This window comes from Nonomuraea phyllanthi, assembly GCF_006334985.2.
Lineage (GTDB): Bacteria > Actinomycetota > Actinomycetes > Streptosporangiales > Streptosporangiaceae > Nonomuraea > Nonomuraea phyllanthi.
On sequence record NZ_VDLX02000008.1, the window covers coordinates 326,709 to 349,177 of the forward strand.

Sequence of the window (22,469 nt, forward strand, 5' to 3'; positions counted from 1 at the left end):
AGGCTGCGATCACTCAAGCTGGGATCAGTCAGGCGAGGTCTCCCACGCGGAGGACGGCGCCGAGGCCGCGGCGGCGGCTGACGAGGGTGTGGGCGTACGCGCCGAGCACGGCGACGCCGGCCAGCCCGGCCGCCAGCGCGCTCGGCAGGAACAGGTCGAGCGGGTAGTCGCCGACCGGCAGGTCACCGGCGTACGGCGACAGGTCGACGGCGGGCCCGAGCGCGACCGGCAGCAGCAGGCCGAGCCCGAGCCCGACCAGGCCGGTGACGAGGATCAGGGGCAGGATCTCCAGCACGGTCAGCCGGCGCGCCTGCCGCTCCGACAGCCCCAGGGTGCGCAGGAACGACACCGCCCTGGCCCGCTCGGCCGCCCCGGCGACCAGCGACAGGACGACGGCGGCCAGCGCGTACGCGGCCAGCGCGGCCGTCACCACCACCAGCGCCCAGCGCACCGCGCTCGTCAGCGGATCGTCACGGATGGCCGCCAGCGCCGCCTCCTGGGACGTCACGGTGGCCGACGGGACGAGCCGCGCCAGCTCGGCGGGCGAGGCGTCGCCCTTGATCAGCAGCGTGTTCACGGCGGGCCGCAGCTGCACGCCGATCGGCACGACCAGGAACTTGCCCTCGGTGTAGAAGCCGGGCACCGACGCGATCACGCCCCGCGTGGCCAGGGTCAGCCGCGACTGCCAGCCGATCTCGAACGTGCCCCGCCCCCGCAGCTCGGGAGAGACGAGCGCCCCGCCGGACAGGGCGGGCAGGCCGACCGGGGCGTCGGCGAGGACCCGCCGCCACCGGTTCACGTCCACGGCGATGGCGCCGGCCCACTCGCCGCCGTACCCGACCTGCACCTCGCCGGTCTGCGCGGGCACGACCTGCTCCACCCCGGGCAGGGCGCGCACCCGCTCGATCTCGGCGGCCGGGATCTCGATGTCGGAGGTCACCTTGATCGGCGCGCCGACCTGCTGCCAGGACGCCAGCCACTGGGTGCCGGAGATCCCGTCGGAGACCACTGCCGCGAACACCGACACGCCGAGCGCGGGCAGCAGCACCAGCACGGGCAGCACGCTGCCGGAGCGCGCCCTGGCCGCCCTGGTCAGCCCCAGGAACGGCACCGCGGCCCGGCCGCGCGCGGCCAGCCGGGCGAGCAGCCGCAGCGGGTACGCGCAGCAGCGCAGCGTGATCACGGCCACCGCGGCGGTCAAGGCCACCGGCACCGCCAGCAGGAACGGGTCCGGCCCGGTGGAGGCGCCCAGCCCGCGGGCGCGCAGCAGGTACGTCGCGGCCAGCGCGAGCACCACGACCAGCGCCTCCAGCGTGATCCGCCGGGCGGAGGGCCGGGCGGCGGCCACGTCGTCGCGCCGCTCGCGCAGCGGCAGGCGGTGCGCGATAGCCAGGCGCACGGCGGCGAAGCCGACGGACACCAGCACCACGATCGCCGGCCCGGCGTGCACGATCGGCGGCACGGGCCCGGGCACCAGGTACGACAGCGCGTACCCCATCGCCGCGCCGGGCGCCACGGCCAGCCCGGTCAGCGCCGCCGCCGTGCCCGCCACCTGCCGGAGCGAGCCGCCGCGCGCCCGCGCCAGCGTCAGCGTGTGGTCCAGCCGGCCCGCCAGGAGCCCCACGGCCAGCACGATCACGCCGAGCGCGACGGCGAGGAGCCCGGCCAGCACCAGGGACATCACGGTCCGCGCGGTGGACAGCTCGGCCTGGAAGTCGCCGAGCAGCTTGGGCAGCCCGGTCTGCACGTGGTAGGGGCCGGGCGCGCCGGTGGAGCGCAGCGCCACCGCACGGTCGAAGTCGGCGACCGCCGCCTGGAGATCGGGCACGGCCGCCGCGCGGGCCGCCCGCGCGTTCACGGGCAGGACCCAGCGGTAGGTCAGGTTGCGGCCCTCGCCGCTGAGCACGCTCAGCCCGGCGTCGGGGATCAGCGCGGTGATGTGCTTCTGGAGCGGCTCCAGCCGCTGGACGTGCAGGATGTCGGCGTTGTGTCCCCAGGAGCGGTCGGCGGGGTCCTTGGCGCGGAAGACGCCGGCGATCCGCACGGCGGCGTAGTCGCTCTCGCCGACGATCTTCGTCTGGCCGAGCCGCAGACCCATCTCGGCCAGGGCCTCCTCGACGATCCCGACCTCGAACACGGGGATCGTGCGGCCCTCGTAGCGCATGGTCGCGGGCGCGCCGGGCGCCCGCCCCCTGACCCAGTCCACGCGCCGGCCGGCGTCGGAGAGCCAGCCCAGATTGATGTACGCCTGGCCGCTCGTGCCGGTGATCGGCGTGCGGTAGGTCTTGGCGCTCATGTGGCCGCCGGAGGCCACCAGCGGGCGCAGCCGCGCGGGCACGATTTCGTGCCAGAGGCGGTCGCGGGAGCCGAACTGGGCGCGTTCGCGCAGGTCGTCCTCGCGCGAGCGGGACTCCGCGGTCACGGTCAGGTCGGCCAGCACGGCGGGGGCCGCGGTCAGGGCGCGGCGCAGTGCCTCGTCGTACGACGCCTGCATGGCCCTGGGCAGGCCCGCCACCAGCGCGCAGGCGCTCAACGCCAGCACGGACAGCACGGCCACCGTGCCCAGGTGCTCCCGGGCGAGCCGCCAGATCCTCACCGTTCCTCCCGAAGGCCCGGCTCCTGCCCGCGCAGCCGCCGCTCCAGCAGCAGGGCGCCGCGCCCGGGGAGGAGAGAGGCACACCACTGGCGAAGGTCCGCCGGTTTCGGCCCGCCCGCCGAGCCGTCCTCCAGCAGGTCGGCCCAGTCCAGCAGCGACTCCGCCAGCATGAGCGGCACCCCGCGCCGCTCGTGCACCTCGGCCGCCGCCTCGAAGTGCTCGGCGGCCCGCCGTGGCGAGCCCATCGCCACGCACAGGTGCGCCAGGTAGTGGTGCCCGCAGTGGTGGGCCACCGTGCCGTGGCCGAAGGTCTCCCCGCCGGAGGCCAGCGCGTCGTACAGCTGCTCCGCCAGCTCCGCCCTCCCGAGCCGGGCGGCGGCCACGGCGAGGTTGTCGAGGGCGGGCCGGTGCGCCATGTTGCGGGGCGGCGCCGCGCCCCCGTAGGCGAGGATGCGCTCCAGCAGGGGAGCGGCCTGCTCGTCGGCCATCTCGCACAGGTAGCGCAGCACCGCGTGCACCGGGTCGAGGCGCGGCGCCTGGGCGGCGCGGCGCAGCCGGTCGCGCAGCTCCCACAGCCGGCCCTGCAGCCGCCGGATCTCGGAGATCTGCTCGGAGAAGATGGCCACGGCCTCCAGCCGGCGGCCGATCTCCGACCCGAGCCGCATGGCCGCGACCGCCTCCGCCTCGGCCTGCGCCAGGTCGCCCTGCATGAGGGTCAGCCCGGCCCTGGAGTAGCCGATCAGCCAGTTGAGGTGCGGCTGGGCCAGCCGGCGCGCCAGCTCGTCGGCCTGGCCGAGCAGGGTCGCGGCCCTGGCCACGTCGCCGTCGTCGAGGACCGGGGGAGTGCGCTGCACGTACGCGTGGAACAGCGCCAGGTCGTCGCCCGTGCGCCGGGCGGCCTCCAGCATCTCGTCGCCGTCGCGGTGGCGCTGGTGCGGCGGGTCGGCCGGGATGATGGTCAGGCTGCGCAGCCCCAGAACGCCGGCGAGCGTGCGCGGGTCGCCCGACTTTCGCGCCAGCGCCACCGCCTCGTCGCTCAGCGCGAACCGGCGCTCCCCGTCGGGCGCCCAGATCAACTCGGAGGCCAGCTGGGCCGCCAGCAGCGCCCTGGTGCTCAGATCGGTGGAGTCGACCAGCCTGCGCGCCTCGGTCAGCAGCGCGATGCGCTGCTCGTCGGGCGCCGCCGAGATGGTGGAGAAGCCCCGGTCGCCGCCGAGGGCCGCCAGGACGATCAGGTCGTCGCGCCCGCACTCCCTGGCCGCGTCGGCGGCCAGCGCCAGCGTCTGCCGGGCGCCGGGGTCGCCGGCCAGCCACATCGCCCTGCCGCACTCCACCAGCAGCTCCGCGCGCCGTTCCGGCGTGCCCCCGGGGAAGGACGGCAGCAGGTCGAGCACCCGCTGGTACCAGGTGACCGCCTCGCGGTGCGCCAGCCCGGCCAGCGCGTGCTGCGCCGCGCGCACGCCCGCCTCGGTCGCGGCGGCGACGCGGGCCGGGTCGCGGCCGTGCTCGGCGGCGGCCAGGAGGTGGGCGGCCACGACGTACGGGCGGGTCTCCACGGCATGCGGATCGACCTCGCACAGCGCGTCGGCCACCCGCCCGTGCAGCAGCCCGGCACGCGGGGCCGACAGCGTGGCGTAGAGGGCGTTCCTGGTCAGCTCGTGGGAGAACTGGCAGGGCCCGCCGTCGGCCACGGTCACCAGGCCCGCGCCCATGGCCTCCTCCACCGCGGCCACGAACCGCGCCTCGTCGAGGCCCAGCCCGGCCCGCAGCTCGGCCGGCTCCATGCGCTCGCCGACGGCCAGCAGGTTCATCAGGTCCCGGGCGTCGGGGTGCAGCCGTGCCAGCCGCGCCACCACCATCCGCGTCACCGAGTCGGGCACGGCCAGCGTCTCGAGGTCCTTGCCCGCGCCCAGCTCCCTGACGACCTCGCTGATGAGGAACGCGTTGCCGCCGGTGACGCGGTGCAGCTGCTCGGAGTCGCCGCCGCCGCGCACCTGCGCCAGCGCGCGGGAGACCTCGTCGGGCCCGAAGGCCGGGACCTGGATCGTGCGGGCGTCGGCGGTCAGCTGGTGCAGCTCCGGCATGGCCGACTCGACCGGCAGGGGCCGCGAGGTGGCCAGCACCAGCAGCGGCAGGGCCTCGGCGTCCCACAGGAGGGCGTTCAGCATGCGCAGCGACTCCAGCGTCGCCCACTGCAGGTCGTCGATCACCAGCAGCACCGGGCGTACGGTCGCCAGCCGCTCCAGCAGCGTGCGGGCCGCGGCCATCAGGTGGTAGCGCTCGGAGACGGGCTCGGTGGCCGGCGGCACCGCCAGCGACAGCGGGGGAGCGGCCAGCGCGGGCGCGAGCCGGACGAGCTGGCCGCACCGCTGGTCGACCCCGGCCCGCAGCAGCAGCGCGGGCGAGGTGCGGGCCAGCCGCTCCACCGCCCCGGCGATCGGTTCGTACGCCTGCCGCGCCGGGTCCGTGCACCGCCCCGCCAGCACCGTGAACTGCCGCTTGAGCGCCCGCCTGGCCACCTCCGACGCCAGCCGGGTCTTGCCGACCCCCGGCTCGCCCTGCAGGATCACCAGCCCGCTGCCGAACTCGGCCGCCGCCAGCTCCCCGTCGAGCGCCCGCACCTGCTCCTCCCTTCCGACGAACGGCAGCACGTGGCCGTCGTCCAGCCAGGGAGCCAGCCCGGCCACCTCGTGGTGCTCGGCGCTCTGCCAGTGCAGCTCGTACGTGTGCATCGGCTCGCGCAGCCCCTTGCCCGGCAGCCGCCCCAGGTCCTTGAACTCGTGCCTGCCGCGCCCCTGCGCCAGCCGCCGCACCAGGTCGGTGCAGAGCACCTGGCCGCCCTCGGCGACGGCGACCAGGCGGGCCGCCTCGACGGTCGGCAGCCCGCTCACGTCGTCGTGGCCCCAGCACACGTCGCCGGCGCCGAGCGCGGCCCTGACGGAGATCTTCTCCATGGCCCGCTCGTTCTCGTCGGCCACCGCCTGCTGCATCGCGATGACCGCGTCGAGCCCGGCCGTGGCCGAGTCGAACACCGCCATCAGCCCGTCGCCCAGGCTCTTGGTGAACGTGGCGCCCTGGGCCGTCGCCACCGAGCGCAGCAACTGGTAGAGGCGGCGGAAGACGTCGTTGGCGCGTTCCTCGCCGAGCCTGACCCGCAGGGCGGTCGAGCTGACCACGTCGGTGAACAGGATCGTCGCCGTGGTGAGCGTGCCGGGGGCGCGGGGAGTCGTCACGTGCGCGGCCTCCCCCTCACGGGCGCCCGTAGCGTGCCGCGGACGGCGCGGCGGATCGCGCGGGCCTTGAACGCCGGGCGCGACTGCCTGATCCGCCACGCGCTCGCCAGCTCCTCGGGGATCCGGAACGCGGCCTGCCCGCCGGAGTGGCGGTCGATCAGGGAGACGACGATCTGCCGCCCCACCTTGCGCCCCAGCCAGCGCACCACCCCGTCGGCCGGGCCCGCGAGCCTGGCGTGCCGGTTCGCGGCGCGCACCACGGTGAACAGGGCCGTGCACCACCAGGCCGGCTTGGGCACGCCCAGCAGCTCGGGCACCCGGTCGGCGCCGTACGCGGCGTCGCGGAAGATCCAGTGCACCAGGCTGCGCGGCAGCTTGCGCCAGCCCAGGTGCATGAAGTCCTCCATCTCCGACAGGAGCCTGGCCATCAGCAGGCGGCCCTCGTCACTGGACTCGTAGAGGCGGCCCAGGCGCCGGCTGACCGGGTCGACGTCGTCGAGCGTGAGAGGCGCGTCGCGGCAGGCCTCCACACCCATGAGGTGGCCGAACACGCTCCACGTGTAGAGGTGGGCCGCGCGCTGGTCCTCCGACAGCGTCACACCCATGCTCTCCAGAGCCTCCCACGTCACCACGGAGAAGTCGAAGATCGTCGCCAGCAGGAGCTCCTGGTTGACCGGCGGGCCGTACCGCCCGGTGTCCCAGTGGTCGGCGTAGCGCTCGTTCACCAGCGCGCGCACGAACGCGTGCAGGATCCGCAGCCCGATCGCCGTGGTGTGACCGGGACGGCCGGGCTCCAGGCTGTTGGTGGCCTTGAGCCCCATCACGTCGACCAGCATCTGCCCCGTCTCGGCCACCCGGCGGGTCAGGCCGTGCGTGGCCAGCTGGGAGACGCCGGCCAGCACCTTGGCGCTGGACACCTCCACGTACGCCATCGGCAGGCACTTGCAGAACAGCGCCGCCGCCTGGTAGAGCCCGTAGTCGGCGAACACGGCCTGGCCCTTGGCCAGCAGCTCGCGGTCGTCGCCCCACTCGGGCAGGTCGGCCGCGAAGTCGATGGCGTCGAAGATCTCCGACGCGGGCGGCTCTCCCGACGGCGCCCTGGACTCCCGCTTGGCCACCGCCAGCTCCTGGACCACCGCCTTCACCAGCTCCAGCGGCCCGCGCCCCGGCGGCTGGCCCTCCAGATAGGCGGTCACCACCTTGTCGATGTCCGGGTCGGCCTGCTGTCTCAGCTGCCGGAACCTCTCGGCCGGCCAGCGTTCCTGATCGCTCATCTACCCCGTACTCCAGAATTCGTTCAGAGGCCGCCCCGTTTCCGCAGGGCGGCGACGTCCAGCAGCGTGATCACACGCCCTTCGACGGCGATGAGGTTCGCCGCCACGAGTGACTGCAGCGCCCGGTTGACCGCGGGCCGCGACGCGCCCACCAGCGCGGCGAGGTCGGACTGGGTCAGCCCGGGCAGGTCCACCACCTCGCCGGGGCGGCCGTGCCGCTCGGCCAGTTGCAGCAGCAGCTTCGACAGCCGCCCGCCGAGATCGAGGAAGGCCAGGTCGGCGGCCTGGTCGGTGAGCCGGCGCACCATGTGGCCGAGCAGGCGCAGGAACTCGTCGGCCAGCCCGGGGTGCTCCCGCATGAGCTCCAGCAGCCGCGGCCTGGGCAGCGCGAACACCCAGGCGGGCCGCACCGTCATGACCGAGGCCGAGCGCGGCGAGCCGTCCAGCAGCGCCATCTCGCCGAAGGCGTCGCCGCGGCGCAGCATGTTGAGCACGATCTCGTCGCCGTGCTCGGTCGTGAACACCACCTTCACCAGGCCGTCCAGCACGACGTACAGGGACTCGCCCGGGTCGCCCTGGTGGATGATGACCTGCCCGGCCCGGTAACGCCTCGACAGCCCGGCCCGCGCCGCGCTCTCGATGCCGCGCTCCCCGAGCACGCGGAACAGCGGGCTGTCCGCCAGCACGGAGGCGACCGGCCGGACATCGTGGGGGAACCCGCTCATGCAAGAACTTTAGGCCGCAACCCCCGCACGGGCAGCAGGCGGCGGGCGATCCCCCCGGTGTGACGCGGAACACATCGGGACTGTCACGCGCGAGACAGCCCCCGCCGAGCACCCGGAGCACCGTGGGGGTGCCGGCCGGCGATGGCGACCCCCCGAGTACCCGGCCCGGCAGGGAGAACGACATGCACGTGGACACCCGCCCCGACACGGCGGCTCTGGTCTCGGCCGCCCAGGACGGCGACGCCGAGGCGTGGGAGCGGCTGGTCGAGGAGTTCAGCCCCATGCTCAGGGCGCGCATCCGCAGGTTCAGGCTCGGCCACGAGGACGCCCAGGACGTGCTCCAGACCACCTGGCTGCTGGCCTGGCAGAACCTCGGCAGCGTGGAGGACGGCCGGCGCATGGCGGGCTGGCTGGCCACGATCGCCTTCCGCGAGTGCCTCAAGCTCACCCGGCGGACGAGGGAGGTCTGCACGGCCGACCTCGACTCGCTGGGCAGCACGGACGACGTGGACAGGGAGCTGGCCAGGATCTGGCTGGCCGGCACGCTGGCGGAGCTGGTCGAGGAGCTGCCGGCGGCGCAGCGGGTGCTGTTCAGGGCGCTCACGGAAACCTCCGAGCCGCACTACGTGGACGTGGCGCGCAGGCTGGGCAGACCGGTCGGGAGCATCGGGCCCACCCGTGCCCGCTGTTTCGCGAGGCTGCGCGGGCTCCTTCAAGCCCGCGAGATCACCCGCGACTTCCTGGACTGACGCGCGCTTCCCCCGCTCACTTCTGCGAGGGGTCGAGCTGGATCGCCTCCAGGAACGGCTCGAAGTCGAAGTGCGCCATCTCGAACGCGTCCGGGTCCGACTCGGCCGGATACCGGTACCTCCTGCGCCCGAGCATGTCACTGACCGCCTCCGGCAGCAGCCCGCGCTCCATCTCCTCGGCCAGCCCGTCGGCGACGTCCTTGGCGAAGGGCACGTCGTAGAGCGCGCCGACCTGCTGGTAGACGCGGAAGTAGCTGACGATGAAGCGCATCCGGTCGGGGTAGGACACCCAGTCCGCCACCCCGGCCATGGCGGCCTCGCGGTCCTCGGGGACGAACTCCTCGGCCAGCTTGCGCACCCTCTCGTTCCTGATCGGCGCCCACGCCGTGGCCAGGTCCACGCCCGGCGGCGCCACGAGCGGCCGGCCCACCCTGATGTCGCTGAGCGGCGTCTTCACGGCGAACAGGTGGCGGGTGTAGAGCGAGGACCACTTGGCCTCCAGCCAGCGCGTCAGCCACGGCTGGTCCTCGTGCCGGGCGGCGTACAGGCGGAAGCGGGGGAAGCGCCGCCGGGTCGCCAGCGAGCGCAGCGACCGCCACGACACCCGCGTCAGCCACCGCACCGGCCGGTAGAGCACCAGCTCCAGCGCCTTCTGCGCGCGGGCCTGCTCGTAGGCCGACAGCGCCACGCACGCGCCGAACATGAGCTCCGCCCGGTCCGCCGGGTCGTCCGCCTGCCGCGCCTCCACCAGGAGCCGCGCGGCCTCGCCCAGGTAGCGGTCGTCGGCCTCCGCCAGCAGGTCGGTCAGGAACTCCGGCGGGGGCGGCGTCAGCTCCGACTCCGGGCTCACCCGCAGGAAGCGGTCGGGGGTGTCGTCCCACAGGTTGACGGCGAGGCTGGCGGTCTCCAGGAAGATGGCCCGGTTGGCGAGCGAGAGCCCGAGGCGGTAGCTGGGGCCGAGCAGCGTGAGCAGCACCGCCCTGAACACCCTCCTGAAGCGGTACGGCACCCGCATCCTGCGCCTGAAGTCCATGATGAACGGCGAGTCGGGACCGAGGTCGAGGCTCTCGCCGATGGCCTTGGAGGTCCAGGTGGCGTAGCAGTACCAGTTGTTGGCGTCCCTGCCCAGGTGCCGGGCGAGGTCCCCGGCGACCCGGTGGTAGCTGTAGGCGATGACCATCGCCTCGAGAGCCGCGCTGCGGTCCTTGTAGGCCGCGATGCGCAGCACGTCGTCCGCGGTCATCGGAGTGTCGGACATTCGGTCTCCCGTTGGTTCGCCCCAAGGAGACAAGAGCCTCTCCCGCGGCGTCAGATACGTCCGGCGGCCCCTCCTTCCCCCGGTGACCGCCCGCCGGGAGCGTAGGCCGGGCGACTTGCGGCGGGCTTGCAGGACGCCGCGCGCTCTCAGTCCTTGACCACGAGCTTGCTGATCACCACGAATCCGCCCAAGGTCCCCGCGGTGCCGGCGGCGGTCGTGGTGGTGAGGTTGACCACCAGGTCATAGGTGCCGGGGGCGAGCTGACCGCGCATCGGGACAGAGGCCGTATATCGCCCGGAGCCGGGCGTCAAGGTCAGCTCCATCGGGGGCGAGGGGTGCCGCGTCTCGCCACCTCCCAGCAGATCCGCGATGATCTCCACCCGCCAGCGGCCGGCCAGCCAGTCGACCAGCTCACCGGTGACCTCCCAGCTCACATCCACGGTCCAGCCCTCGTCGCGCCGCACGACGTTCGTGGGCTGCGCGCCGGGATCCACCACCTGGCCGTGCAGCACGCCGGCCAGCTGCTCGGCCGGCACCCTCATCGCCTGGAACTCTCCCGTGGCCATCCCGATCTCCTCGTCCGGTGGGAGACCGTCGTCTCCCGCGCGAAGGAGCAGAGCGGTGACGGAGGCGGCGAAATACCCGCCCATGTCGGCACGTTTCGCTGGTGGTTCGCTAGGAGTCGCGGAGCCGTACCAGGTCGGGGCCGAGCCCGCCGACCCCGCCGGCGCCCAGCAGCTGGAGCGTGCGTACGAGCTCGGCGCGCAGCAGGTCGAGCACCCGCCGCACGCCCGCCTCGCCGCAGGCCATGAGCCCGTACAGGTAGGCGCGGCCCACGAAGCACGCCCTCGCCCCGAGCGCGACCGCCGCCGCCACGTCGGCCCCGCTGCGCACCCCGCCGTCCAGGAACACCTCCACGCGGTCGCCCACGGCGGCCACCACGTGCGGCAGCAGCTCCAGCGGCGTGGCCGAGCGGTCGAGCTGCCGGCCGCCGTGGTTGGACACCACGATGCCGTCCACCCCGACGGCCGCCAGCTCCTTGGCGTCCTCGACCCGCTGCACGCCCTTGACCAGCAGCCGGCCCTGCCACGCCGACCGGATCCACTCCAGGTCGGAGACCGTCACCGAGGGGTCGAACATCAGGTTCGTGATCCCGGCCAGATCGCCGGGCGCGCCGTCGACCGTGGCGAACCGGAGCGGCTCGCTGGTCAGGAAGTCGAACCACCACGCCGGATGCCGCACCGCCTGCAGCACGCTGCGCCAGTGAAGGGAGGGCGGGACGGTCAGCCCGTGGCGCACGTCGCGCAACCGCGCCCCGGCCACCGGCACGTCCACGGTCACCACCAGCACGTCCATGCCCGCCTCGCGCGCCCGCGACAGCGAGTCCAGGCTGCGGGCGCGGTCGCGCACCACGTACAGCTGGAACCAGTTCCACCCGCCCGGCGCCGCGGCGGCCACGCCCGCGGCGCTCGTCGTGCCCATCGTGGACAGCACGTACGGCACCGCCGCCCGCTCGGCGGCCCGCGCCACCGCCCGCTCGCCCTCGCGGTGCATCATCCGGGTGAACCCGGTGGGCCCCAGCACGACCGGCATCGCGATCCGCCTGCCCAGCACCTCCACCTCGGTCGGCGCATGGGAGACGTCGCGCAGGACCCGCGGGCTGAACTCCACCCGCTCGAACGCCTCCACGGCCCTGGCCATCGACCGCTCGCCCTCGGCCGCGCCGTCCACGTAGTCGAACACCATGCGCGGGGCGCGCCTCCTGGCGAGCAGCCGCAGATCGGCGACGTCGGCGGCCTCCGCCACCCGGCGCGCCATCGACAGCCGGGGCCGGGCGGGCATGACGGCCCGCAGCTCCCGCCACCGGGGCAGGCGCCGTGGCTCTCGCGGTCCGGGTTCGATACCCGGAACGCTACCAAAGGTACTGTTACGTCGTGATCGACGAATGGACGTCGCTCGCGGGCGATTCGCCTGCCTCCCTGGCCACGGGGGCGGAGCTGATCGCCCGCTGGTCCGAGCCGCACCGCCGCTACCACACCCTCGACCACCTCGCCGCCGTGCTCGACGCGATCTCCCGGCTGGCCGGCCCGCCCGGGCACCTCGCCGCCGACCTCACATCCGACCGCACATCCGACCCCGCATCTGGGCGCGCATCCGGCCACGCGGCCGGCCTCGCATCCGACCGCACGGCCGACCTCTCAGCCGACCTCGTGGCCGTGCGCCTGGCCGCCTGGTTCCACGACGCCGTCTACGACGGGTTGCCGGGCCGCGACGAGGAGCGCAGCGCCCAGCTCGCGCAGGCCCGCCTGCCCCGCTGTGGGGTGCCCGTCGCGCGGGTCGCCGAGGTCGCCCGCCTGGTACGTCTGACCGCCGCCCACGACACGCTGGCCGGCGGCGACCGCAACGGCGCCATGGTGTGCGACGCCGACCTGGCCGTGCTCGGCCGCCCCGGATATGACGAGTACGCGGCCAGGATCCGGCAGGAGTACGCCCACGTGCCCGACGACCTCTTCCGGGCCGGGCGGGCCGAGGTGCTGCGCCGCCTGCTGGCCGTACCGAGTCTCTACAGGACCGCACGCGCCCGGGAGCTGTGGGAGCGCGCGGCGCGGGCGAACATGTCAGGGGAGCTGGCGGCGCTTACGGCGGCGCAGGCCCGAGGCGACCAGGCGTAACAGCAGCTCCCGCGAGCTGACCGCCTCCGCGCCCAGCTCCACCGCGCGGGCGTGCACGGTCTCCGGCACGTCGTAGTGGTCGCGGTCGAACGCCCGCGGCGGCACCCCGAGCCGCGCCGCGAAGGCGTGCAGCTCCTCCAGCGAGCTGTCGCTGACCAGGTGCGACCACATCAGGCCGCGCGGTCCCGGCCAGTCGGGCGGGTCGATGAGAACGGTCACGCCGTCAAGGGTAGGGCGCGGCGCCAGGACGAGACGGTCGGACCCGGCCGCCCCCACGTCAGGACGCGACCGGCGGGATCGGGGGGACGCGGCCGCGCACCACGACCTCGCCCAGGTCCGCGACCACCATGCCCGCGCCCGCCGCCGCCACGCTCTCCGCGCGCGTGCCGGACGCCCCGCCCTCGTCCCCGGCCACCCCCACGACCAGCCCGAACCCGCCCTTCCCCGCCGCCTCGATGCCGGCCAGCGCCGAGTCCACGACCGCCACCTGGGCGGCGGGCAGCGCCAGCCGTCGCGCCGCCTCCAGGAGCAGCGCGGGGTCGGGTCTGCCCGGCAGGTCCATCAGCGCCGCGTCGTTGCCGTCGATCAGCAGGTCGAACAGGTGCGTCACCCCCGCCGAGGCGACCAGCCGGCGGCCGTGCAGGCTGGCGGAGACGGCCGCCGTACGGGCGCCGCGATGGCGCAACTCGTGCAGCAGCGCCACGGTGGACGGGAACGCCGCCACGCCGTACTTGTCGACCTGGGCCATGAAGATGCGGTCCTTGGCCGCGCCCAGCCCGTGGACGGTGGCCGCGCCCGGCTCGTCGTCGGGCGAGCCCTCCGGCAGCGTGATGCCGCGCGCGCCCAGGAAGGTGCGGATGCCGTCGAGACGCGGGCGGCCGTCCACGTGCCGCAGGTAGTCGTCGCGGATGTCGAACGGCGCCGACGGGCGGCCGCGCAGGAACGCGTCGAAGACGTGTTTCCAGGCGGCCGCGTGCCCCCGAGCGGTGTCGGTGACCACGCCGTCGGTGTCGAACACGACGGCGCTGACCGAGGTGAGGTCGATGACAGGCTCGTTCACACAGTGAACGTAACCGCTCTACCAGGCGACGGGTAGCTCTTTGACGCCGTAGACGATGGCGAGCTCCCTGAACGGCACCTCGCCCGCGACCCGCAGCCCCGGGAAGCGGCGCAGCAGGGCCGGGAAGGCGATGCGCATCTCCATCTGCGCCAGCGGCGCGCCGATGCAGCGGTGGATGCCGTGGCCGAACGCCATGTGGGAGCCGGCCGTCTCCCGGCCGGGCAGCACCTGGTCCATGTCCTCGCCCAGGGCCGGGTCGCGGTTGGCGCCGGTGAGCGAGCAGAGCACCATCTCGCCCTTCTTGATCGGCACGCCGTGCAGCTCCAGGTCGTGGCGGGCGAAGCGGGGGAAGGCCACCTGCACGACCGTCATGTAGCGCAGCAGCTCCTCCACGACGTCGTTGATGTAGCCGTCGACCTCGCGCACCTTGGCGGCCTGCTCGGGGTTGCGCAGCAGCCACAGGGTGCCCAGCGCGAGCATGCTGGTGCTGGTGTCGTGCCCGCCGGTCAGCAGGCCGTCGGCCATGCTGGCGAGGGTGCGGTCGTCGAGCTCGTCGCCGTGCTCGCGCAGCAGCTGGCCCAGCAGTCCGTCGCCGGGGTTCTCCCGCTCCCGGGCGACCAGGCCGGTCAGGTACGTCATGGCGTCGTTGATCGCCTGCAGCGAGGCCTCGGGGCCCGCCGTGAAGTCGAACCGGTCCTTGCTGATCTTGACGAAGTCGGCGCGCTCGTCGTACGGGACGCCGAGCAGCTCGCACACCACCAGCGACGGGATCGGCAGCGCGAACTCCTCGACCAGATCCACCGGGGAGCCCTTGGCCTCGATCCGGTCCAGGTGCTCCTCGACCATCGCCTCGATGCGCGGCTCCAGCCGGCGCAGGCGGCGCATGGTGAACTCGGGGGTCAGGTACTTGCGCAGCCGCGTGTGCTCGGGCGGGTCACGGAACCCCAGGCCGCCCGGGTCCTCCTGGTTGGAGCCCAGGCCGATCACGCCGGCGAAGTCGTTGCTGAAGCGCTCGTGATCGCCGAGGACGCTGCGCACGTCCTCCCAGCGGGTGACCAGGTACACGGTCTGGTCGCCGGGGATCTCCATGGGGAAGACCGGGTGCTCGGCCCGGATGCGTCCGAGCTCACCGACGGGGTCGAACCCGTCGCGCATGAACTGGACCAGAGGGAACTCGTTGTCTGACATTGATATCCGTCCTGCTGGGATACATCACACCATGTTGGGATAAATCCCTTCATAGATGGTCCCATCCGGAGCGGCGGATGGTGCCCTCCGAAAGGACGAATTTACGCTGCCACCTCTCCACCCGGTCCCGGTACGCGGGACGGGCGCGCACGCCCCGCGTACCGGCGGGAATGCCGGGTCAGGCCCCGCCCCGGGTCGCGAGGAGCTCGGTCACCTCGCCGGGCGGTGGTTCGAGACGGTTGCGGACGTGGACGGGCGGCTCGGGCGGGAGCGCCTCGGCCGACAGCGACGGCGGGGCGGGCTTGGGCCGGCGCGGCTCCCGCACGCCGCCCTCGCCGGTCCCCGGGGGATCGTCGGGCGGGAGCTCACCCTCTCCGGGCCAGTGCGGCTCCCCTGGCCCGTATCCGGGCGGCCAGGCGAGAGCCCCGCTGGGCAAGGCACGGCGTCTGCGAGATCGTCTGCTCACGTTCCCCTCCTCCCGGCCCATTCTGCGTCCGCCCCCTGCCACGCGGACGCCCCGTAACCGCCCTCTATCCCTCCGGCCACCCGCCGCCTCGCCTCCGGAGAGGTGGGCGGCAACGGCGGAACAGCAGTGAAACCAGGGCAAAATGGGACGGCAGATGTCGTTTGGCGTACAAGATGGCGACATTCTGCGATGATCTCGTCGCATAGAGCCGGAGATATGAGCCTCTACGGATAGTGACTGATGCCGACATTTGAGGAAATAGCAGCCTTCGTCAGCGAGAAGCCCCTCGCCACCGCCGTCATCGCCCTCCTGACCCTGGCGGGGCTGGCGCTGGCGTTCCTGGTGCTCAGGGTCGCCTGGCGCGCCGTCGCCTGGTTGTTCGCGCGATACGTCGCCCCCCGTCCCATCGAGGACGTGCTGACCATCGTGGCCGCGTCGATCGCCACCGGCGTGTCCGCGCAGGGCATGTGGCGCTTCTCCGGAGACGTGCTCGGCCTGGACGGCCCGCTGAGGTTGCTGCTGTTCGCGTTCATCGAGGTCGCGATCATCACGAGCGCGGTACGCGCCCGCCGCAACATGCGCGAGAACTTCTCCGCCGGGATCGACGGCATCGCCGTGTGGGCGCTGACCTGCCTGACCGCCGTGCTGTCCAGCATGGACGCGCGCAGTCTGCCCGAGGCGGTGTTCAGGCTGGCCGCGCCGCTGGTGGCCGCCTGGCTGTGGGAGCGCGGCATGGCCATCGAGCGCCACCGCATCCGCGGCACCGGCCGGATCAACTGGCGGCTGACGCCCGAGCGGCTGCTGGTCAGGATGGGCCTGGCCGAGGTCAGCGACCGTACGGCGAGCGAGGTCGACGCCCACCGCAGGCTGACCCGCGTCGCGCTGGCCGCCAAGAAGGCCAAGGCGCTGCGCGAGGGCGGCGCGTCCGAGCGCAAGATGCGCGCCGCGCTGGCCAAGCTCGACAAGGCCATGGACCAGGCCGTCGAGCACACCGGGCTGGCCGTCGACCAGGCCCGCCAGGAGGCGCTGCTGGCCCAGATCGCCGCCCTCTACAACACCTCCGCCCTCATCGACGCCGACCCGCGCGTCCCGTGGGAGCCCGAGGCCGACCACCACCCCGTGCCCGCCCGCCCGGCGCTCCCGCCCGCGCTGGCCGAACTCGTCGAGGACGAGGACGAGGACATCGAGGTGCTCGACACCACCCCGCAGGTCGTCGACACCGCCCAGCGGGCCGCCCTCATGCGCCAGGCCCGCGCGTTCTGGGACCGCCAGATCGCCAAGGGCATCGTGCCCCGTACGGTGGACATCGCCCAGGAGATCGGCATCTCGCTGGCCACGGCGCGCGAGTATCGTGCCCTGTGGAAGCTGGAGCCGCAGGCGCACGCCCTCATCGAGGCGCTGTACCAGCAGCACGGCATCGTCGACACGGGCGCCTTCCCCGCCATCGCGGACGACGGGAGGGTCCTGACCAAGTCGTAGCCGGCCGGCGGGCGGCCGGCCGGGGTCGTAGGGGGAGCACGCTTGCGGGAGCGCACGCTCGAACGTGTCAGGAAACTCCTGGCCAAGGCCGAACGCACCGACAACGAGCACGAGCGGGCGACGTTCATGGCCGCCGCGTCGGCGCTGATGGCCAAGCACGGCATCGACTCGCTTCCCCCGGCGGGCACCCGGCAGACGCCCGGCGACCGGATCGTCACCCTGCCCGCCCCGTGGGCCAGGGAGAAGGCCCGCCTCGTCAGCCTGGTCGCGCAGGCGGTGCGCTGCCGTCCCCTGCTCGTCGGGCGGGGGGAGGAGGGCGGCCAGCGGGTGCACGTGTTCGGGTTCGCGGCCGACCTGGAGCGGGCCGACCTGCTGGCCACGTCGTTGCTGTTGCAGATGGCGTCCGGGCTGGCGCACGTGGAGGTGCCCGACGGCGTGAGCGCCGTGCGGGCCTACCGGCGGTCGTGGCTGCTGGGCTTCACGGACGAGGTGTACCGGCTGCTGTGCGCGGCCGAGTCACGGGCCGAGAAGGCGAGTACGGGCGCCGCGCTGGTGCTGGCCGACCGCCGGGCCGAGGTCGAGCGGGCGGTGGCGGCCCACTACCCGGACATCCGGGTCAGCGTGCCGAGGACGAGCGGCACGGGCTACCGCGACGGGGTGGCGGCCGGCCGCCGCGCCGACCTCGGCCGTACGGGGATGACCACCGCCACCGCGCCCGAACTGCCCTCCGCCTGAAGCCGCCGCCGTGAGCCGCCCCCGCCGGAGACGACCGCCGCCGACCGGCGGGGCGGGTCAGCCGAGCGCGGCCGAGACGAGGGAGCGGGCCTCCTCCTGGACCTTGGCCAGGTGGTCGGCGCCGCGGAACGACTCGGCGTAGATCTTGTAGACGTCCTCCGTCCCCGACGGCCGGGCCGCGAACCAGGCGTTCTCCGTCGAGACCTTCACCCCGCCCAGTTCCGCCCCGTTGCCGGGCGCGGCGGTCTGCACGGCCGTGATCGGCTCGCCCGCCAGCGACGACGCCGTCACCTGCTTGGCCGACAGCTTCCCGAGCACCGCCTTCTCCTCGCGCGTCGCCGGGGCGTCCACCCGGGCGTACGCGGGCTCGCCGAACCGCCCGACCAGTTCCCGGTAGTGCGCGCTCGGCGACTTACCCGTCACGGCCAGGATCTCCGACGCCAGCAGGGCCAGGATGATCCCGTCCTTGTCGGTGGACCACACGGACCCGTCGCGCCGCAGGAAGGACGCCCCGGCGCTCTCCTCGCCCCCGAACCCCAGCGACCCGTCCAGCAGCCCCGGGACGAACCACTTGAACCCGACCGGGACCTCGTAGAGCCGCCGCTGCAGGGAGGCCGCGACGCGGTCGATGATCCGGCTGCTGACCATGGTCTTGCCCACCCCGGCGTCGGCGGGCCAGCCGTCGCGGTGCGCGTAGAGGTAGGAGACGGCGACGGCGAGGTAGTGGTTGGGGTTGAGCAGGCCGCCGTCGGGGGTGACGATGCCGTGCCGGTCGGCGTCGGCGTCATTGCCGGTGGAAATATCGTATTTATCCCGGTTTTCGATGAGCGAGGCCATCGCGTACGGCGACGAGCAGTCCATCCGGATCTTGCCGTCCCAGTCGAGCGTCATGAACCGCCACGTCGGATCGACCAGCGGGTTGACCACGGTCAGGTCGAGCCGGTGCCGCTCGGCGATCTCCCCCCAGTAGGCCACGCTCGCGCCGCCCAGCGGATCGGCCCCGATGCGCACCCCGGCCGCCCGGATCGCGTCCAGGTCGAGCATGGAGGGCAGGTCGTCCACGTACGTCCCGAGGAAGTCGTAACGCCCCACCCCGCCCAGCGCCTTGGCGTACGAGACCCGCAGCACGCTCTCCAGCCCGCTCGCCAGCAGCCGGTTGGCGCGGTCCTGGATCCACGTGGTGGCGTCGGTGTCGGCGGGACCGCCGTGCGGCGGGTTGTACTTGAACCCGCCGTCGCCCGGCGGGTTGTGCGACGGCGTGATCACGATGCCGTCGGCGAGCGCGCTGGTGCGGCCCCGGTTGTGCCGCAGGATGGCGTGCGAGACGGACGGGGTCGGCGTGTAGCCGTCGCGCGTGTCGATCAGCACCTCGACCCCGTTGGCGACCAGCACCTCCAGCGCCGAGACCCGCGCCGGCTCCGACAGCGCGTGCGTGTCGATGCCGAGGAACAGCGGCCCGTCGGTGCCCTTGGAGCGCCGGTATTCGCAGATGGCCTGCGTCGTCGCCAGGATGTGGTCCTCGTTGAACGCCGTCCGCAGTGACGAGCCCCGGTGTCCCGACGTGCCGAACGCCACCCGCTGCCCCGCGTCGCCGGGATCGGGATGCAGGGCGTAGTAGGACGTCACGAGCCTGGCGACGTCGACGAGGTCGGCGGGCTGAGCGGGCTGTCCTGCGCGTTCGTGCGTCATGAAGCCCACTTTACAAACGCGGCTCCGGCCGGCGGATGATCGCGCGTCGGCGTGGGAAGATACAGTCGCGTCAGCCACTAGAACGGAGTTCTGTTCGATGCGATTCGGATATTACCTGACAGAGCCGAAGGGGCCCGATCCGATCGGCGGGCTGCGCGACCAGATCGCCCAGGCGGCCGACGACGGCTTCACCTCCGCCTGGCTCTCGAACATCTTCGGGCTCGACGCCCTCACCGCCCTGGCCGCCGCCGGCTCCCAGGTCTCCGGCCCGCGAGAGCCGGGCATCGAGCTGGGCACCGCCGTCGTCCCGACCTACCCGCGCCACCCGGCCGCCCTCGCCCAGCAGGCCATGACCGCCAACGCCGCGCTCGGCGGACGCCTCGCGCTCGGCGTCGGCCTGTCTCACCAGCTGGTCATCGAGGGCATGTACGGCCAGAGCTTCGAGCGCCCGTACCGGCACATGAAGGAATATCTCGACGTCCTCCTCCCGGCCAGCAGGGGCGAGCACGTCGAGTACGCGGGCGAGACGCTCAAGGTCAACCTGCGGCTCTCCACGCCGGGAGCGGGCTTCCCGGTGCTGGTGGCCGCGCTCGGGCCGCGCATGCTCAAGCTGGCGGGCACCGTGGCCGACGGCACCGTCCTGTGGATGACCGGCCCCAAGACGGTCGCCCGGCACGTCGCGCCCACCATCACGGCGGCCGCCGCCGAGGCCGGCCGCGAGGCGCCGCGGATCGTCTGCGCGCTGCCGATCTGCGTCACCGACGACCCGGCCGCCGCCCTCGAACGCGCGAACCAGGTCTACGAGGTGTACGGGCAGCTGCCCTCCTACCGCGCGATGCTCGACAGGGAGGGCGCGGCCACCCCGGGCGACGTCGCGATCATCGGCGACGAGGCCGCGGTGCTGGCCAGGCTGGACGAGCTGCGGCAGGCGGGTGTGACGGACTTCGTGGGCGCGGTGTTCTCCGGCAAGGAGCGCACGCGGAGCCTGCTCATCAGCGCGGCGAAGGGCTGAGCTGCGGGCTGGGTGGTGGGCTCGATGGCGGGCCTGGTGGTGGGTTCGGTGGCGGGCCGGGCGGCGCGGCGGGCCCGCGCGGGTGGGGGCCGATCCGGCGCGAGCGGGCGGCGGCTGACCAAGCCGGGGTTTCACCCGCGATAGCATCGGTGTTCACCATCGAAGCAGCGCCGGTGCCGAGCGCCGGGGCGCGATCCAAGGGAGTCACCGTGTCAGCCCAGCTACGCATCACCCTCGCCGGAGCCGAGCGTGTGGTGGCGGCGGGCACGACGGCCGGGGAGGCGCTCGACGCCGACGGCCGCACGGTCATCGCGGCCAGGGTCAACGGCGAGCCGCGCGACCTGGCCCACCCGCTGTCCGATGGCGACCTGGTCGAGCCGATCGAGATCGCCAGCGAGGACGGCCGGGCCATCGTCCGCCACTCCACCGCCCACGTCATGGCGCAGGCGGTCCAGGAGCTGTTCCCCGAGGCCAGGCTGGGCATCGGCCCGCCCGTGGAAAACGGCTTCTACTACGACTTCGACGTCGAGCAGGCGTTCCACCCCGACGATCTCAAGCGCGTCGAGAAGCGCATGCGGGAGATCGTCAAGCAGGGGCAGCTGTTCTCCCGCCGGCCCGTCTCCGACGAGGACGCCCGCGCGGAGCTGGCGGCGGAGCCGTACAAGCTGGAGCTGATCGGGCTCAAGGGCGGCGCCGCCGACGAGGAGTCCGTCGAGGTCGGCGCCGGGCAGCTGACCATCTACGACAACCTCGACCCCAAGACGGGCGAGCTGTGCTGGAAGGACCTGTGCCGCGGCCCGCACGTGCCGTCCACCCGCGCGATCCCGGCGTTCAAGATCATGCGCTCGGGCGGCGCCTACTGGCGCGGCAGCGAGAAGAACCCGCAGCTCCAGCGCATCTACGGCACGGCCTGGGAGTCCCGCGACAAACAGGACGAATACCTCAAGCTACTGGAGGAGGCCGAGAAGCGCGACCACCGCAAGCTGGGCGCGGAGCTCGACCTGTTCAGCTTCCCACCGGAGCTGGGCAGCGGCCTGCCCATCTTCCATCCCAAGGGCGGGATCATCCGCAAGGAGATGGAAGACTACATGCGCCGGCGGCAGGCCGAGGCGGGCTACGAGTTCGTCAACACCCCGCACATCACCAAGTCGGCGCTGTTCGAGACCTCCGGCCACCTTCCCTGGTACGCCGACGACATGTTCCCGCCCTTCGAGCTGGAGGGCGTCGAATACCGCGTCAAGCCGATGAACTGCCCGATGCACAACCTGATCTTCAGGGCGCGCGGGCGGTCCTACCGCGAGCTGCCGCTGCGGCTGTGCGAGTTCGGCTCGGTCTACCGCTACGAGAAGTCCGGGGTGGTCCACGGGCTGACCCGGGTGCGCGGCATGACGCAGGACGACGCGCACATCTACACCACCAGGGAGCAGATGGCCGATGAGATCAAGTCTCTGCTGAGATTCGTGCTCAGCGTGCTGCGCGACTTCGGCCTGACCGACTTCTACCTCGAGCTGTCCACCCGCGACGACTCCGACAAGTTCATCGGCGACCCCGCCGAGTGGGAGGAGGCCACGCGGGCGCTGCACCAGGTGGCCACCGAGTCGGGGCTGGAGCTCGTCGACGACCCGGGCGGCGCGGCCTTCTACGGTCCGAAGATCTCCGTGCAGGCCAAGGACGCGATCGGCCGCACCTGGCAGCTGTCCACCATCCAGCTCGACCTCAACCAGCCCAAGCGGTTCGGGCTCGAATACCAGGCGGCCGACGGCAGCAGGCAGACCCCGGTCATGATCCACCGGGCGCTGTTCGGCTCCGTCGAGCGGTTCCTCGGCGTGCTCACCGAGCACTACGCGGGCGCCTTCCCGCCCTGGCTGGCGCCGGTCCAGGTGACGGGCATCCCGATCGCCGACGCGCACGTGCCCTATCTGCAGGACGTGGCGAAGAAGCTGCGCGAGCGCGGCATCCGGATCGAGGTGGACGCCTCCGACGACCGGATGCAGAAGAAGATCCGCAACGCGCAGAAGGCCAAGATCCCCTACATGCTGCTGGCCGGCGACGACGACATCGCCAACGGCGCCGTGTCGTTCCGTTACCGCAGCGGGGAGCAGAAGAACGGCGTGCCGATCGAGGACGCCGTCGCCGAGATCGTCAGCGCCGTGGAGCGCCGCGTCCAGGTGTGACCGCACCCCGACCGGCGGACCCCACGGGCCGGGGCCGCTCGCGTCGGGCCGCTCCACCGCCGGTGCGGCTTCGCCGCGGTCGAGTCGGCCATGTCTCCGTCCCACGCCTGAGCGACCGCTCGGCGTGGGACGTCGGGCCTCCCGGCGTGACTGCTGGGC

18 protein-coding genes are annotated in these 22,469 nt (G+C 73.4%); 6 read left to right on the forward strand and 12 right to left on the reverse strand.

Annotated elements, in window-relative coordinates:
* Positions 1-28: 28 nt before the first annotated feature.
* Genes FH608_RS54200 through FH608_RS23200 form a run of 4 tightly spaced genes read right to left on the reverse strand, consistent with a single transcriptional unit; the run spans position 29 to position 7,828 of the window.
* On the reverse strand, positions 29-2,596 hold the full coding sequence (locus FH608_RS54200; RefSeq protein ID WP_139632655.1) for an FtsX-like permease family protein: 2,568 nt from the start codon (positions 2,594-2,596) through the stop codon (positions 29-31).
* Positions 2,593-5,829, reverse strand: coding sequence for an ATP-binding protein (locus FH608_RS23190; protein ID WP_139632656.1), 3,237 nt, complete (start codon positions 5,827-5,829; stop codon positions 2,593-2,595). The genes FH608_RS54200 and FH608_RS23190 overlap by 4 nt, the downstream gene beginning before the upstream one ends.
* The gene (locus tag FH608_RS23195) at positions 5,826-7,103 is read right to left on the reverse strand and encodes an oxygenase MpaB family protein (protein WP_139632657.1); all 1,278 of its coding nucleotides are present in this window, start codon (positions 7,101-7,103) and stop codon (positions 5,826-5,828) included. The genes FH608_RS23190 and FH608_RS23195 overlap by 4 nt, the downstream gene beginning before the upstream one ends.
* Before the next feature lie 23 nt (positions 7,104-7,126).
* Entirely contained in the window at positions 7,127-7,828 is a 702-nt protein-coding gene (locus tag FH608_RS23200; RefSeq protein ID WP_139632658.1) for a Crp/Fnr family transcriptional regulator, read from the reverse strand.
* 182 nt (positions 7,829-8,010) lie between these two features.
* On the opposite strand from FH608_RS23200, the gene FH608_RS23205 reads away from it, so the two are divergent.
* On the forward strand, positions 8,011-8,577 hold the full coding sequence (locus FH608_RS23205; protein ID WP_139632659.1) for an RNA polymerase sigma factor: 567 nt from the start codon (positions 8,011-8,013) through the stop codon (positions 8,575-8,577).
* A 16-nt stretch (positions 8,578-8,593) separates the two neighbouring features.
* Here the strand turns inward: FH608_RS23205 and FH608_RS23210 are convergent, their stop codons facing one another.
* The 3 genes from FH608_RS23210 to FH608_RS23220 form a co-directional block, all read right to left on the reverse strand.
* Positions 8,594-9,835 carry a hypothetical protein gene (locus tag FH608_RS23210; protein ID WP_139632660.1) on the reverse strand — a complete coding sequence of 414 codons (1,242 nt, stop codon included), beginning with the start codon at positions 9,833-9,835 and terminating at the stop codon, positions 8,594-8,596.
* 146 nt (positions 9,836-9,981) lie between these two features.
* Positions 9,982-10,485, reverse strand: coding sequence for a hypothetical protein (locus FH608_RS23215; protein WP_139632661.1), 504 nt, complete (start codon positions 10,483-10,485; stop codon positions 9,982-9,984).
* Positions 10,486-10,510: 25 nt separating this feature from the next.
* Entirely contained in the window at positions 10,511-11,677 is a 1,167-nt protein-coding gene (locus FH608_RS23220) for an alpha-hydroxy acid oxidase (RefSeq protein WP_139632662.1), read from the reverse strand.
* A gap of 92 nt (positions 11,678-11,769) precedes the next feature.
* Between FH608_RS23220 and FH608_RS23225 the strand changes: the two genes are divergently transcribed.
* On the forward strand, positions 11,770-12,507 hold the full coding sequence (locus FH608_RS23225; protein WP_139632663.1) for an HD domain-containing protein: 738 nt from the start codon (positions 11,770-11,772) through the stop codon (positions 12,505-12,507).
* Here FH608_RS23225 and FH608_RS23230 read toward each other — a convergent pair.
* From FH608_RS23230 to FH608_RS23245, 4 genes are all read right to left on the reverse strand, one after another.
* Complete coding sequence (locus tag FH608_RS23230) at positions 12,454-12,726, reverse strand: DUF4031 domain-containing protein (protein WP_139632664.1); 273 nt, start codon at positions 12,724-12,726, stop codon at positions 12,454-12,456. The genes FH608_RS23225 and FH608_RS23230 overlap by 54 nt on opposite strands.
* 58 nt (positions 12,727-12,784) lie before the next feature.
* Positions 12,785-13,567, reverse strand: a complete 783-nt coding sequence (locus FH608_RS23235) for an HAD family hydrolase (protein WP_139632665.1) — start codon at positions 13,565-13,567, stop codon at positions 12,785-12,787.
* Positions 13,568-13,585: 18 nt separating this feature from the next.
* Complete coding sequence (locus FH608_RS23240; protein ID WP_139632666.1) at positions 13,586-14,755, reverse strand: cytochrome P450; 1,170 nt, start codon at positions 14,753-14,755, stop codon at positions 13,586-13,588.
* A 178-nt stretch (positions 14,756-14,933) separates the two neighbouring features.
* Positions 14,934-15,221 (reverse strand): hypothetical protein, encoded by a 288-nt coding sequence (locus tag FH608_RS23245; protein WP_139632667.1) that lies wholly within the window; start codon positions 15,219-15,221, stop codon positions 14,934-14,936.
* Between the two features lie 240 nt (positions 15,222-15,461).
* Between FH608_RS23245 and FH608_RS23250 the strand changes: the two genes are divergently transcribed.
* Positions 15,462-16,700 carry a hypothetical protein gene (locus tag FH608_RS23250; protein WP_139632668.1) on the forward strand — a complete coding sequence of 413 codons (1,239 nt, stop codon included), beginning with the start codon at positions 15,462-15,464 and terminating at the stop codon, positions 16,698-16,700.
* A gap of 42 nt (positions 16,701-16,742) precedes the next feature.
* On the forward strand, positions 16,743-17,435 hold the full coding sequence (locus FH608_RS23255) for a DUF2786 domain-containing protein (RefSeq protein WP_139632669.1): 693 nt from the start codon (positions 16,743-16,745) through the stop codon (positions 17,433-17,435).
* Between the two features lie 57 nt (positions 17,436-17,492).
* On the opposite strand, the gene pgm is transcribed toward FH608_RS23255, so the two are convergent.
* A complete protein-coding gene (gene pgm / locus FH608_RS23260) occupies positions 17,493-19,124 on the reverse strand; it encodes a phosphoglucomutase (alpha-D-glucose-1,6-bisphosphate-dependent) (RefSeq protein WP_139632670.1) in 1,632 nt (543 codons plus the stop codon).
* Between the two features lie 97 nt (positions 19,125-19,221).
* On the opposite strand from pgm, the gene FH608_RS23265 reads away from it, so the two are divergent.
* Together FH608_RS23265 and thrS are read left to right on the forward strand one after the other, a co-directional pair.
* Positions 19,222-20,136, forward strand: a complete 915-nt coding sequence (locus tag FH608_RS23265) for a TIGR03564 family F420-dependent LLM class oxidoreductase (RefSeq protein ID WP_139632671.1) — start codon at positions 19,222-19,224, stop codon at positions 20,134-20,136.
* A gap of 209 nt (positions 20,137-20,345) precedes the next feature.
* Entirely contained in the window at positions 20,346-22,310 is a 1,965-nt protein-coding gene (thrS, locus tag FH608_RS23270; protein WP_394367695.1) for a threonine--tRNA ligase, read from the forward strand.
* The last annotated feature ends 159 nt before the right edge of the window (positions 22,311-22,469 follow it).